Origin of the sequence: Halomicronema sp. CCY15110 (genome assembly GCF_016888165.1) — a bacterium.
In the GTDB taxonomy this organism is placed as follows: domain Bacteria; phylum Cyanobacteriota; class Cyanobacteriia; order Phormidesmidales; family Phormidesmidaceae; genus Halomicronema.
In genome coordinates this window covers 29509-42469 of the sequence record NZ_JACSWC010000427.1, presented here as the reverse complement: position 1 = coordinate 42469, position 12961 = coordinate 29509, and the positions used below count along the sequence as shown (strand labels likewise).

At 56.8% G+C, this 12961-nt stretch carries 17 protein-coding genes; 8 read left to right on the top strand and 9 right to left on the bottom strand.

Annotation, left to right across the window (positions count from 1 at the left end; genetic code table 11):
* The first annotated feature begins 324 nt into the window (after positions 1-324).
* A complete protein-coding gene (locus JUK32_RS23995) occupies positions 325-735 on the top strand; it encodes a GNAT family N-acetyltransferase (RefSeq protein ID WP_204141399.1) in 411 nt (136 codons plus the stop codon).
* A 115-nt stretch (positions 736-850) separates the two neighbouring features.
* Here JUK32_RS23995 and JUK32_RS23990 read toward each other — a convergent pair whose 3' ends face one another.
* From JUK32_RS23990 to JUK32_RS23970, 5 genes are all read right to left on the bottom strand, one after another.
* Positions 851-1342 (bottom strand): hypothetical protein, encoded by a 492-nt coding sequence (locus tag JUK32_RS23990; RefSeq protein WP_204141398.1) that lies wholly within the window; start codon positions 1340-1342, stop codon positions 851-853.
* Positions 1343-1492: 150 nt separating this feature from the next.
* Positions 1493-2272, bottom strand: a complete 780-nt coding sequence (locus JUK32_RS23985; protein WP_204141397.1) for a hypothetical protein — start codon at positions 2270-2272, stop codon at positions 1493-1495.
* Between the two features lie 207 nt (positions 2273-2479).
* Positions 2480-2908 carry a fluoride efflux transporter CrcB gene (gene crcB / locus JUK32_RS23980; protein WP_204141396.1) on the bottom strand — a complete coding sequence of 143 codons (429 nt, stop codon included), beginning with the start codon at positions 2906-2908 and terminating at the stop codon, positions 2480-2482.
* Between the two features lie 198 nt (positions 2909-3106).
* Positions 3107-3838, bottom strand: coding sequence for a DUF1995 family protein (locus JUK32_RS23975; protein WP_204141395.1), 732 nt, complete (start codon positions 3836-3838; stop codon positions 3107-3109).
* Between the two features lie 12 nt (positions 3839-3850).
* Positions 3851-5017, bottom strand: a complete 1167-nt coding sequence (locus JUK32_RS23970; protein ID WP_204141403.1) for a cysteine desulfurase family protein — start codon at positions 5015-5017, stop codon at positions 3851-3853.
* A gap of 185 nt (positions 5018-5202) precedes the next feature.
* Between JUK32_RS23970 and JUK32_RS23965 the strand changes: the two genes are divergently transcribed.
* Positions 5203-5691, top strand: a complete 489-nt coding sequence (locus JUK32_RS23965; RefSeq protein WP_204141394.1) for a carboxypeptidase-like regulatory domain-containing protein — start codon at positions 5203-5205, stop codon at positions 5689-5691.
* A gap of 245 nt (positions 5692-5936) precedes the next feature.
* Complete coding sequence (locus JUK32_RS23960; RefSeq protein ID WP_204141393.1) at positions 5937-6527, top strand: late competence development ComFB family protein; 591 nt, start codon at positions 5937-5939, stop codon at positions 6525-6527.
* Here JUK32_RS23960 and JUK32_RS23955 read toward each other — a convergent pair.
* Together JUK32_RS23955 and JUK32_RS23950 are read right to left on the bottom strand one after the other, a co-directional pair.
* Positions 6524-7033 carry a hypothetical protein gene (locus JUK32_RS23955; RefSeq protein ID WP_204141392.1) on the bottom strand — a complete coding sequence of 170 codons (510 nt, stop codon included), beginning with the start codon at positions 7031-7033 and terminating at the stop codon, positions 6524-6526. The genes JUK32_RS23960 and JUK32_RS23955 overlap by 4 nt on opposite strands.
* 127 nt (positions 7034-7160) lie before the next feature.
* Entirely contained in the window at positions 7161-8012 is an 852-nt protein-coding gene (locus JUK32_RS23950) for a DNA adenine methylase (protein ID WP_204141391.1), read from the bottom strand.
* Positions 8013-8231: 219 nt separating this feature from the next.
* On the opposite strand from JUK32_RS23950, the gene JUK32_RS23945 reads away from it, so the two are divergent.
* The 3 genes from JUK32_RS23945 (at position 8232) to JUK32_RS23935 (ending at position 10638) form a co-directional block, all read left to right on the top strand.
* A complete protein-coding gene (locus JUK32_RS23945) occupies positions 8232-8435 on the top strand; it encodes a DUF751 family protein (RefSeq protein WP_204141390.1) in 204 nt (67 codons plus the stop codon).
* Between the two features lie 104 nt (positions 8436-8539).
* Positions 8540-8989, top strand: coding sequence for a 30S ribosome-binding factor RbfA (gene rbfA, locus JUK32_RS23940; protein ID WP_204141389.1), 450 nt, complete (start codon positions 8540-8542; stop codon positions 8987-8989).
* Positions 8986-10638 carry a glycoside hydrolase family 3 N-terminal domain-containing protein gene (locus JUK32_RS23935; protein ID WP_204141388.1) on the top strand — a complete coding sequence of 551 codons (1653 nt, stop codon included), beginning with the start codon at positions 8986-8988 and terminating at the stop codon, positions 10636-10638. Before rbfA ends, JUK32_RS23935 begins: the two co-directional genes overlap by 4 nt.
* 9 nt (positions 10639-10647) lie before the next feature.
* Here the strand turns inward: JUK32_RS23935 and JUK32_RS28870 are convergent, their stop codons facing one another.
* The gene (locus JUK32_RS28870) at positions 10648-10803 is read right to left on the bottom strand and encodes a DUF2256 domain-containing protein (RefSeq protein ID WP_204141402.1); all 156 of its coding nucleotides are present in this window, start codon (positions 10801-10803) and stop codon (positions 10648-10650) included.
* Positions 10804-10986: 183 nt separating this feature from the next.
* Here JUK32_RS28870 and JUK32_RS23925 point away from each other — a divergent pair, with 183 nt between their 5' ends.
* On the top strand, positions 10987-11379 hold the full coding sequence (locus tag JUK32_RS23925; protein WP_204141387.1) for a DUF4377 domain-containing protein: 393 nt from the start codon (positions 10987-10989) through the stop codon (positions 11377-11379).
* A gap of 27 nt (positions 11380-11406) precedes the next feature.
* Here JUK32_RS23925 and nrtS read toward each other — a convergent pair whose 3' ends face one another.
* The gene (gene nrtS / locus JUK32_RS23920; protein ID WP_204141386.1) at positions 11407-11589 is read right to left on the bottom strand and encodes a nitrate/nitrite transporter NrtS; all 183 of its coding nucleotides are present in this window, start codon (positions 11587-11589) and stop codon (positions 11407-11409) included.
* Positions 11590-11983: 394 nt separating this feature from the next.
* Between nrtS and cbiT the strand changes: the two genes are divergently transcribed.
* The gene (cbiT, locus tag JUK32_RS23915; RefSeq protein ID WP_204141385.1) at positions 11984-12583 is read left to right on the top strand and encodes a precorrin-6Y C5,15-methyltransferase subunit CbiT; all 600 of its coding nucleotides are present in this window, start codon (positions 11984-11986) and stop codon (positions 12581-12583) included.
* Positions 12584-12961 lie beyond the last annotated feature (378 nt).

The window sequence follows — 12961 nt, the reverse complement described above, 5'->3', positions numbered from 1 at the left end:
AGCCCTTTAAATGGAACTATTCGGGCAAGCCTTTGACCTCATAATGGCTATGGTTATTTATGCCGTCGAGTACTAGGTAATTTCAGAGTTTATTCTGGGAGCACCGTGATGTAGTATCGCTGACAGCATTCGGGAACGTCTGATGAAAAAATACAAACCAGACGCCACTCATCGTGCCCATTGTCAAACATGGAGGCTGTATGACATGAGTTGCCACTTCTGAGGCATCAATTACTCTGCCTGCTTTAGCATCTATCCGAAAAATATTTTGATATGGTAACGACCCTACCTGCTTTCGTAACTCAGCCTGAAATTATTACAAAGGTGATTGATTATGATCGTGGCAAAGCGCTGATTCATCAGGTGAGGACAGCAGTCTTTGTGCATGAACAGAATGTCCCTGCTGATTTGGAAATTGATCACTTAGACGGTATTTCGCAGCATGTGCTGGCCACCTATGAGGGGCATCCGGTGGGAACTGGTAGGCTGACGCCGCAAGGCCGAATTGGCCGAGTTGCGGTTGCCCGGCCACTGCGGCGACAAGGCGTGGGGCAACAGATTATGGAACAGTTGCTGGTGCTAGCCCAACGCCATCACCATCGTGAAGTTGTGCTGTCCGCTCAGCGTCATGCGATCGCATTTTACGAAAAGCTTGGCTTTAAGTGCGAAGGCGAGGCCTATTTAGAGGTCGGCATTTGGCATGTCACCATGCGCAAGCAAATATTTTTTGGGTAAGAGCACGTCTTGATGAAGAGGCATTTTCGTTGGTCGCGCTGGGCAGATGGATCGCCGGCCCTGGATTTGCAATGCCGCTGCTCGACATCTAGCAAGGGGGGCCAGTAGCGGCAATTTATTGACGGGATGAGTAACGCGATCGCGCAATTCGGACCTTAGCGGCGACGTAAAGGGGGATCTGGTAATACTCACCGATGAGCCACAGCACAACGCTGAGATGAGCGGTAAAGGTGATAATTGCCCAAATGCTGGAAAAAGATAACCCCGTAGTAGGCGTTAAAGGCGGGAACAGAACTCCTGACAGCCAGACTAAACCCGCAGGTATGATCATCAGCACGACAGCCGTCAAATACACCAGCATTGAGAGTTCTTGGGCATGGTCACCGCGCACCAATCGCCAGCGCTGACCATTCCAGCCCCAAGTCAAAGGCTGACTGCTATCCACGACTTGAACTTGTTGTTGCGCCAGATTGGCGGACAAAATATGGCGACAGAACTCACAAGCAAACGCCTCGGTCAGCACGATCGCTTCAATCGTGCCTTGCCGACAAATCGGACAAGGAAAAGCGCTATCGAGGCTTAAGGGCCGTTCGGTGGATGAAGCCATGACCGGTGGATGGGACTGCTCTTGAGCAGCTCAATTTTAGGGAATGTATTTATGCTGCCACAGTTCACTGAGGAATGCTGAGCCACCCAACCCCGCCACAATCGTGATCTGCGCTGGTTATGCATGAAGCTCAGATCATCACCGCGATCGTCATCCCACAACGCGGGTATATTCTTCGCCTTGGTATTCCAAAATCACCAACGGTTGCTGAGAAGATAAATCCACTGACTTGAGGCGGATCTGACCACCTGCAAGCAAATCACCGGCAAAGACATGGCGACTTGATTGGCCGTTGCCTTCGCGGACGATGACCCCCACGCGATCGCCGACTTGCACGACTCCCGTTAACTCGACCGCCTCAATCGGACTTTGCGGTCTGGCATTAGCTCCTGGAATGCTGCTGGGCAAGTTGGGGATGGGTAAAGGGTTTGCGGCCATTGGGATGGCGGGTAAGGGCGGCGGAGTAAAGTTTGCCGTTGGTACGGGTGGCAAATCCGGGACTTGCGAAATAGAAGTGGTGGGCAAGTTGGGCGACACCGGTGCCCGCTCAGCACTGACGGTGATTTGCGGGGCAACCGTTTCCGTTGCTTCACGATTGGGAGAGGTGTTGGCCCCAATTGACTGCGTGATGGGCGCAAAGGGATCGGCGCGGCCCGTCATGACGACGGATAAGCGGTCGTCACTGGCGGTGGAGCGGACAAGCTCGCTGGGGGTGGCGGCTTTTCGCAGTTCAGCCGATAGCGAAATCATCGGCGACTCAAAAATTTGGGGGGTTTCTTCCGCCTCAGTGGCGGTGATGGTGGGTGTCGTTGTGGTCGCCGATGAAGGGACAGTTTGCGGCCATAAAACTCGTAACCCCCCCCCGACGAGGGCAGCGCTCACGATAATGCCAATGAGTAGCCATTGCGGTCGTTGACGGATTGCAGTCATGTTCATAGTCTTTCTTGCCACCAAAGCAAGCTCCCACAAGTGCGTTAAGGATAACGAATCTTTTGAAAAGTGAGACATTTGTGTGGCCGTATTGCGATCGCCCCACGCTTCCCTGTTCACAGCTGCTGCAATGGAAAGGCTAGCAGCGTAAGCGGCGGGTCTTCCCAAGCTGTTTTGTGCGCCAGGCACCCCCGCGCCCAGACGGGACTAATCAGGAGAGGAGCGATCGCTGGGGGGCCGGGGCCAGACCGTTCTGGCGATGAACAGGCCCAAGACTAAACACCCTAAGCCCAACAACGGACTGCCCAGCCCGTAGCTGAGATCGGGGAGCCAACTGGGGCGATCAGCTAAATTTGCCAGGTCTAATGCGTAGGTAGAAAAGGTCGTGTATGAGCCCAGAAAACCCGTGGTGAGCATGAGCACAACCTCCGGTTTGTCAGGCCCCCGTTGTGCCAACCAGACCACGACCCCACCCATCAAGAAGCAACCACTGAGATTGACGCCCAAAGTTCCCCACGGAAAGGCGCTCCCAAAGCTGTGAGTGAGTAACTGGCCCATGTAATGTCGGCAAAGTGCGCCCGCGATCGCCCCTAAACTAACGGCGATCGCCGCTCGTACATGGGCCTGGTCAAACATGATGCAAACGCCTCAAACCTCATGAATCACGTAGCGTTGACAGTGCGTAACGTTGACAGTAGAAGAGGGCGATCGCCAAGACAAACTTTGAGCCGTATCACCATGTCTGGGTCATTCCAAGTAGCGGCATGATGAATGCCGGGAGTCACATTCGGCCAGGGCTAGGATCGTCAGTATGGCGAGACGTCATCTTTAGATTTATTGAGTGAGCGCTCGGATAAATTGATTGAGTTCGGCAAAGATGCCACCTTTTTTGGGGCGCGGCGGGGCAGTTGTGGAATTGCCGTCGTCTGACTCGCTGTCATCGGCAAAGAGATTGGCGATCGCTTCCTCAGAGGGCTTGGTGGGAAACTCGCCCAACAGCTCGTAGTCATCATCCGCAGTTTCGCCCCACACCTGCCAGGGGCCGGGATACAGGCGCAGCAGCGTTGCCCCGGTTAACGGCTGCAAATAATAGGCGGTTTCTAAGGTGCTGAGGAAGCGATCGCGCAATTGACGCGCGGCATAGCCAATTCCCACCACGGCAATATCTTCTAGCTTGGGATTGACCATGACGACATACTTACCCGTAGCTTCGTTGCAGAGGGCTTCGACATTATTCACCTCAACGGCGGAGGGTTCGATGATGAGGCAGGCTTCGTCGTCCGGTTCCAGCCGCCCTTTGACTTCGTTGATGCCCCGAATGCTGAAGTCAGGATTGTCCCAGTCGCGGCGTGCCAGGGCCGCCGCGCCCGCATCGGGAAAGTACATTTTGAACGGCAACTCAAGCTCTGCCAACAAGGGGTAAAACTGCTGGGCAATGGGCATGACCTTGAGTTCGGGAATGTTGAGATTGACCACAATGCGAGGCAAACCGGCCTGAATGGCGGCGCGGGTGGCCTCTCGGGCTTGGTCAACAGCGGCTTCGATACTGCGGGGAACTCCAGTCATGGCGGTGGGTGATCACACGTTGGCAGGGGTCAAACGAGGCAGGGTGCGGTCTAACACTTGGCGCAGGGCGATCGCCGTCCAGTCAATATCAGCCAGGGTCGTGTGCCGACCCAAGGTGAGGCGGATGCCGCAGAGGGCAGCGCGATCGCTGTAGCCCATGGCCTGCAAAATTGGGCTGGGATTCAGCTTACCACTGTGACAAGCCGACCCGGCACTAATCCCAATGCCCGCCAGATCCATTTGGCGGACTAGCGTTTTGCCACTGACCGTGTCGCCGTCTGCCGCAGTGAGACAAAAGCTGGCATGGTGCGGCAGGCGATCGCGGGGGTCGCCCGTGATTTCCAGCCCTGGCACATCGGCGAGTTGATGAAAGAGGCGATCGCGCAGTTGAATCAGTCGCACCGTTTCGGAGGGCATTTCGGCTGCCGCCAACTCAGCCGCCACGCCAAAGCCGGCAAGGTTTGGAACCGCTTGAGTGCCCGAGCGGAGTCCGGCTTCCTGACCGCCGCCGCCGAGCAACGGCTGCAACTCAACGCCCGCCCGGACGTAAAGTGCTCCGGCCCCTTGCGGGCCATAGATTTTATGACTCGACAGCGAGAGTAAATCCACCGGGAGGGACTGCACATCGAGCGGCAAGCGTCCGGCTACTTGCACCGCGTCAGTGTGAAACAACACTCCCCTAGCCCGCGCGATCGCCCCCAGTTCCTCAATTGGCTGTAGCGTCCCAATTTCGCTCTGACCGTAAATCACGGAGATCAGCACCGTGTCAGGGCGAATCGCCTGCGCCAAATCCATTGGGTTTACGCGCCCGGTGCGCTCGACGGGGAGCCAGGTCACTTGCCAACCGATTGCTTCCAGGCAGCGGGCAGGTTCCGCGATCGCGGAATGCTCGACACTCGACACGATCAAATGCTGCGGTGTGGCGTAACGACGAGCAATGCCCAGGATGGCGAGGTTGTCGGCTTCGGTGCCCCCAGCGGTGAAAATAATCCGCTCTGGCCTCGCGTTAATTAGACTGGCCACTTGCACCCGCGCCAATTCCAATGCGGTGGCCGAGCGACTGCCCCATTCATGCAAACTGGATGGATTACCCCATTGCTCCGCCATCACGGCCTGCATAGCCGCGATCGCTTCCGGCCGCGTGGGGGTAGTGGCGCTGTAATCCAGATAAATTTGCATCATGCTGCTGCGAAACTTCGGTGGCGATCCCGGCTTAACAGTCTCGATCCTAGCAGGGGGGGCTCGCCTTTCGGGAACTTAGCGTCGTCGGGACGCATCATGGGACGCTAGGCGATGGCTGCTGAAAAATTCAGTTGTGCACTAGAATTGTGGGCGTCGCTTCGTCGTCATTTAGGAATTCGCCCATGAAAACCTTGATACCGGGACTTTTACTCAGCGGCTCGCTACTGGCGAGTAGTGCCCCGGCGGCCTTGGCCCATGCAGCCCAAACCGATTACTTCGTCGATTTGTTTGCCGAAGAGTTGCAGTTGGAGTTCACCGCCAGCTTTAGCACGGGCGAACCCATGGCCGACGCCGAGGTAATTGTCTATGCGCCCGGCGATCGCGAAACTCCATGGGAAGAAGCCACGACCGACGAAGCCGGACAATTCACCTTCAAGCCCGACGAGACACTGGTGGGCGACTGGCGTATCGAATTTGAGCGAGACGGCCACCAGGATATCCGCATCGTCCCCATTGATGCTCGGGGCATCGACTATCAAAACATTAGCGATGTGGGCGACACCGAGATGCATGAATTGGCTCACCTGCGCATGGGGCTCGCGGCACTTTCCGTCACGAGCTTGGCGATCGGCGTGATCGTGCTGCAACGACGGAGCAGCCAGCAACCATAAAAAGGGCTTAGCCTCAGTGGCGGTGTCGCCAAAGATCTACCAACGCCGCGTCAAGACCTAACATTAAGGCTGCTAGGGTACGAGCGCCTTATAAAGCTTTAAATTGCCCCCCTCAGCAGTAAGGATTCCATGAATCCTTGATTGCGAGTGATTGTTTTCACTCTGCTAAGAGCACGTTAAAGATCAGTCGGAGCGGCGATCGGCGGCAAACCGGCTTATCGGGTGTTCTACCGCAGGTGAATAAAATGGCTCAGGCTGTCGACTCCGATGCGGGTTCAGGCTATTTCAATGTGATGGAAGGCTTGGTCTCTCAGGAAATGTGGCGACAAATCAAAAACATGCCCAGTTGGTTTCGGAAATCTCGGCGGTGGTCAGAGATGATGCCGTATGCCCTCAACCGATTGCCAACCCTATACGCTTCCAGTCAACAAGGATTTCAGCGTCAAGTACGTTACGCGCAGCAAGAACTCCAAACCACAATCAGCCAGGTTGTCAAAGATGCTTTATTGGTAACGCGGCCTGACCCGCTAGAGCATCGTGGTCACCTGAAAGTAAATCATCTCAAAGCCTCGGAAGCGGTTTTACAGGCGCTAGGCCGGGTCTTTGAAGATACCAACTTGGATTGGGAAGCGGCCTTAATCCAACTCCAAACCCTCAAACAAGACACTGCCGCCTTTGCCGATCTTTGTGCGACTGCAACGCCAGTGTGGTCAGCGACCGACCAGCAGCTACCAACCCAGTGGTCGCGTCGTCACCCGCAGCCCGAAGATGCTGAGCGATCGCCAACCGCGCCCCTGACTGACTCAGGGTGGGAAAACCAAATGTATCGCCACTAACTCTTGGAATCTGCTGAGTTTGCTGCATCCAGGTACGTTAGCAAGCTATCAGCATCGTCACCTTGGGCCACGTCGCCCCCGGTGTACCCGTCGCCCCCGTAGCTCACCCGCCAATGCTGCCAGGTGAGCTCGCTGGTCTGAGCCAGTTTAATCAGTAAGGGCGTCTCGCCGTAGTCGCCGCCACCGAGTAAGTTGCTGACGCAGAGAGAGTGATCACACACTTCAATGGTGGCGGCTAACCAAACACGGATATCTTCGCCCTTTGCTTGGGCTTGTAATTTCTCATGGGTGCGGCGATCAACATATTGCGCATAGCGAGTAGTTTGATGCGGGGGGCGGGCCGCCAAGTGATGCAGAAAATCCGGGGGGCGGTGCTGGGCCACCAAAGCGGCTAGTGGGTCTGCTTCATCCGGCCGGAAAGTTGCCCAAAAGTAATAGTCTGGCCCTTGACCAAGGGCGCGAATTTGCCAATGCCAGGGGTGGGCGATCGCCATAATCAGGGACACCAGATTCAGGATTACGAGCCCAGGAACTCTCAGGAACCAGGATGACTGGCGCTGGGGTGGGATCCCTGCTGCTCGCTGACAACCAGGGACACAGCTCAAACGCGGTACCCGTTTCAGCCAATCACCTTCATTGCGGATGGGCCGGGTACGACGTAATGACCAACTCTGAAATCTTGCCCCGGCGCTGGGCGTTGGAGTTAATGGCGCGGGAGGCTTGAATTTCTTGAATGTGAAACCCGGCATAGAGATCGCGGATAAACTCGCAATCGGAGTTGGACAGCATGACCTGGATGCCGCGCTCGGCCAAGGTCGCAAAGGTCTGCTGTAGCCGCTGCTGGTCTTCGGCGCGAAAGCCGTAGCGGTTATATCCCGTAAAGCTGCTAGTGGCGCTGATGGGATGATACGGCGGATCAAAATAGACAAAATCTTGGGCGGTGGTGGCCTGGTCTAAGACCTGTGTGAATCTGTCACAAACGATTTCCGTATTTTGCAAGGCGATCGCGGCCTGACGCAGCGTGACCGCATCGCAGATTTTAGGATTTTTGTAGCGCCCCATCGGCACATTGAAATGGCCTTGGCGATTTTCGCGATAGAGACCGTTAAAGCAGGTTTTGTTCAAATAGATTAAGCGGGCGGCGCGGGGGAGAGGCGATCGCAGTTGATTTTGCGATCGCATGGCGTAGTAATACTCTCGACAGTGCGCCGCTTGGTGGCGTTGCAAGAGGTCGATTAAAGCTTCGACATCCGCCTGCACACAGCGATAGACATTCACCAACTCCTCATTCAAATCGGCCAAGACCGCCTGATCGCAAAACTGCTGAAGATGGAAAAAGATGGCCCCGCCGCCCAAAAAGGGCTCGTGATAACGGCGAAACTGGGCCGGAAAGTAGCGCCGGTACTGCTCTAATAGCCGCCCTTTGCCACCCGCCCATTTGAGAAAGGGCCGAGGCTGACACCGAGTTTGCAGGGCTGCCGTCATGAAACAATGTCGGGAGCGATCGCCCAACCCTGGCAGTCAACAGTCTCTACCAGCGGCCAGCGACTCCGCCTTCTCCTAATACAGATGCACTTATTGTAAACGCTGTCGGTCATGGGCCAAATCAATGATTCACTCCTGAACTGCGATAGGATAAAACCGAAGTTATATCGCAGCAATGTTCGCGCTGCGGTTCAACGCACAGTGGCGCTGGGTTGAATTATGCAAGAGTTTTTTAAAAATGTTTCACGTTACCCCAGATATTTGATTTCTTTTAGTTTGGGGATCTTCTTTAACGCGATTGAACCCCTAATGCCGCTGCTCAAGCGTCCGACGACGGCGATCGCCCTCGTGGGGATAGTTATTTCCATTTTTGTCTTTCTGACCTTTACCCTGAAGGCGATGCTGGGGCTATCAGCGGCTTAATCGTTTCGAGTGGCTAGGCCCAGCAACTAGACCAGTGGACTCGTCCAAACCGACTGGCCAATTGTGGACGGTCAGGTTCTGAATTATTTGGGAGAAATATTGTCATGGCTAACGATCGGCGAGTCGCCCGCGTGGCTTCCCTCATCAAGCGGGAGGTCAGCCAAATGTTGATGTCTGACATCAAGGACGATCGCGTGGGGGCGGGCATGGTCAGCGTCACCGACGTGGAAGTATCCGGCGATCTGCAACATGCCAAAGTGTTTGTCAGCATTTATGGCACCGAGGAAGCGCGAGCGGAGACCATGGAGGGACTGGCAGCGGCGACCAAATTTGTGCGGCGCGAGCTGGGTCAGCGCATTCGACTGCGGCGCACCCCGGAAGTTTTGTTTCGCGAAGATTTGGGCGTCGAACGGGGCACCCGCGTGTTGTCGCTGATCAATCAGCTCAGTGCCGAGCGCGATCCGGAAGAGGCGGAGGGCAGCCAGGGGCACGATGAGGCCGCTGACGTTGAGAACGACACTGATGTGCCGCCGGCGACTGAGGAGTCGGTGTGACCCGCCTCGGCTTACCTGATGTCGAGTCGTTGTCCCTAGAAGCCCAGATTGCTCAACTTGTGGTGGTGCGGGCGTCGGGACAGGTGTTTGACCATCAGCGCCGCTATCCCCAGTGGGAGCTGGCTCAGGCGAGTCTGCGACATTGCGTGGAGACGCTGGGCGTCGGCGGCGTGATTTTGCTGGGCGGCAGCGCCGTCGAAGTGGGGGTGCGATCGCAACAGCTGCAAACCTGGGCAGACATTCCCCTGCTGCTCGCCGCCGACATTGAAGAAGGGGTAGGGCAGCGCTTTGCCGGAGCCACCCACTTGCCGCCACCGATGGCGCTGTCGGCGATCGCCGATCACGATCTGGCGCTCGCCTGCGAATATGCTGGGCAAATGGGCCGCATCACCGCCCAGGAGGCGATCGCCATTGGCCTGAACTGGTTATTGGCCCCAGTGGTGGATGTGAACAATAATGCTGATAATCCCGTGATTAATGTGCGGGCGTTTGGCGCGACGCCGGAGCGGGTGAGCCAGCTCAGTGGGGCCTTTATCCAAGGGGCGCAGGAGTGGCCGGTATTGACCACGGCGAAGCACTTTCCGGGGCATGGCGACACCGCAGTCGATTCGCACCTGCATTTGCCGGAAATTCCCCATGATGTGACGCGGCTAGAGCAAGTGGAGTTAGCGCCCTTTCGGGCGGCGATCGCTCAGTCGGTGGATGCGGTGATGACGGCCCATCTGCGGCTGCCTGCCTACGACGACAAACTGCCCGCGACGTTATCTCCGGCGATTCTGACGGGGCTGCTGCGGCGTGATTTGGGGTTTCAGGGGCTGATTGTCACGGATGCGCTGATTATGGGGGCGATCTCGGATCGCTATGGCCCTTATGAAGCGGCGGTGATGGCCCTCGAAGCCGGAGCCGACGTGCTGCTCATGCCCGCCGATCCTGCTGGCACCATTGAGGCCGTGGCCGAAGCGGTTCGCATTGGGCGGCTGGCTCCTGGGGTGATTTCAGCGGCCGTGGCCCGGATTTGGCAGGCGAAGCAAAAAGTCAGCCACAGCCTGACCATTCCGCCCGAAACCTGCCACGCTTGGGAACACATTCCGCCGCCGCCAGTGCAGTTAGCACAGTTGGCCACCCCAGAGGCGAGGACTACCCTGCATAACGTGTTGACGGCATCCACCACGGTGCGTGGACAGCTCCCGACGACGGCTCCACCAGGGGCACAAGCTTGGGTGATGGTCGATAATGTCTTGAGTACCGATTGGCTCAGTCCCCAAGCCGCCGCGATCGCCCTTCCCCAGGCCCACGGTTATGCAACTCGGTTAGTCGATGGGCGATCGTGCCCCTTGTCGCCCCTGGAACTCGACTCACCGCCACCGACGCTGTTGCAAATTTTTAGTCGGGGCAATCCCTTTCGCGGGCGGGCGGGGCTGAGCGAGTTTGCGGCGCAGTGTTTTACCCGGCTGAATGCCCAAAACTGTCTGATCGGACTGGTGATCTACGGCAGTCCCTACGTGCTAGCGGCGCTGCTGAGTGAGTTAGCCCCCACCGTCCCTTACGGCTTTACCTACAGTCAGGCGGTCGAAGGACAGACGGTGCTGCTGACAAAACTCTTCGCCACCAAGGTCAGCACTGCTGACAGTCGCGCGTTTACCGACTGAGAATGTGGTCTAGCTGGAGGCTTGCGATCGCCGTCGCCGACACCGTTCTGAGCAATATTTCACGTCGTCCCAGCAGTCCGCCCATTTTTTGCGCCAGGCAAAGGGCCGCTGACACACTGGACAAACCTTGGTAGGTAAATCAGATTTTGATCGCTGTCGCCCCATCACCGCTCTGCATGCTTCAACCATTATGATGACGTGAACTGCGCCACCTTGCCGCCCCATGGTGAGGTCTCGCAGTGCCATCACGACCCGCCGCCTTTCTTTAAGTTCCATCGCGAAGCGCGATCGCCAGCTTGCCGGTTTGGCAGGATGAATGAGTCCTGTTGCTCTAATCAATCAGATCTGATGATTAACTCACTAAAAATCCGCTTTGCCACGTTGACCTTATCAGTCGTTTTAGGGGGTGGAACGCTAGCGATCGCGGCTTGTACGGCTCCCGATCCCGCCGCCGAGATGACACCCGATGTAGAAATTGTGACCCTGTATGTGGGGCCAGAGACCGTTGATTGCGTCGGTGTCGGCCCCCAAACTTGCCTCCAGGTGCGGTACGAACCGGACGGCGACTACGAACTGTTTTACAGCCGGATCGAGGGCTTTGAGTACGCCCCTGGCTATGCATACGAGCTACTGGTGCAAAAGACGCCGGTCGAAAATCCGCCTGCTGATGGGTCTTCAATCGAGTGGATGCTGGTGGAAGTAATCTCACAAACGCCGGTCACGTCTGCACCTGAAGGTTGAACGAGATTCGCGATCGCCCGTGATCACTCATCGACCCGAATCACTTGCTGGCATCACATATTGCCCATAAATGTTGACGGCATAAGGTACCCCATCGGTGAGCAGGGCGGAAAACCAGCGAACTTTCGTCATTTTGCCTTGGGTCAAGGCCGCGCCGTGATTGATGGCAAACAAAATGGTGCCCACCACGAGGGCGACTCGCAACGCCATGGGGCGATCGCCCGATCGGTGAGAAGCAGCTAAATACCGCGAATAAAGGATCGCTTCATCGGCAAGAGGGCGCGACCAGGGGCAGAAACAGCGTTGCTTACAATTCAGCCACGGTCTTGGTGTCGGCTCGTGGGGGCAGCACCGCAGGGTGGACGCAGCCGATCGCCGAGCTTGATAGGCTAGGAATGTGTCAGTTTGGCATTGCCGCTGCCTGATGCGGTCCCGCTGCCTCAGCGTTATTGGTGTTTAGGGATCGGCAACTCAATAAAGTACCCGTGCAATCCGGTGTCGACTTCGCTCAACCTACCAGGATCGAGAGTTGAGCGGAGTCGAAACTCGGTTCATGGGGAGCTTTTTTGCGCGCAAGTCCCTTATCCGTTTGAGCGATCGCCCTATGGCCCCCCTTTGGCCCTATGCTACCCCTGGCATTCCGGATCATCTGTTCGAGCAACTGCCCGGCATTCCCATTAGCAAGCGGGAGGTGCGGCTGCTGATTGTGGGGGCGCTGCGCCTCAAACCGGCAGCGCAACTGTGGGATTTGGGCGCGGGCACGGGCACGGTGGTGGTGGAAGCAGCGCTGCTCTGTCCCCACGGCAAAGTGGTGGCGGTGGAGCGCGACCCGGACGTGGCCAATCTGATTCGACAGAACTGCGATCGCTTTCAACTCGCCAACGTCGAGGTGGTGGAAGGGGTAGCTCCCGACTGTTTGGACGCGCTGCCCCCCCAGCCCGACTGCGTGATTATCGAAGGGGGCAAGTCGATACGCGCCGTGGTCGAAGCGGCTTGGCAGCATTTACCCACGGGGGGACGGCTCGTAGTCACCACCGGCACCCTGGAAACCCTCTACAGCATTTCTGAAGCCTTCGCCAACCTCTGTGTCCGCAATGTTGAGATTGTGCAACCGGCGATCAATCGGCTAGAAACGCGCGGCCAGCAGCAGGTGTTTAAAGCGATCGATCCGATCTTTTTGCTCAGCGGTGAAAAGCTAGAATGAGCGTCACAGGCCTGCCCCGAAGCCACAGGTGTCAAGGGAGCGGGAGCGCCGCCACGGTGATGCTCACCATCTGGACTTTGAGGCCCGAAAACTGGCTAAGTAGGTAAGTGGGCAGGCACAATTATTTCACAGACGGGTTTCGACTCCGCTCAACCCTCAACTTCTGACTTCTCAAGCAATATTGCTGATTGAGCGGAGTCGAAATCAGCCACCAGGTTATCGTTTGTTTCATTAGGCCAGCTACTTACTAGCCTTGACCGAGGGAGACACAGGAGCTCCCTCGGTCAAACGATAGATAGACATCGCCAAATCATGCAAAGCACTCTAAGATAACCAAAATTCCTGATTCAGCAAATTACCCTCCAGGTACAGCAATCC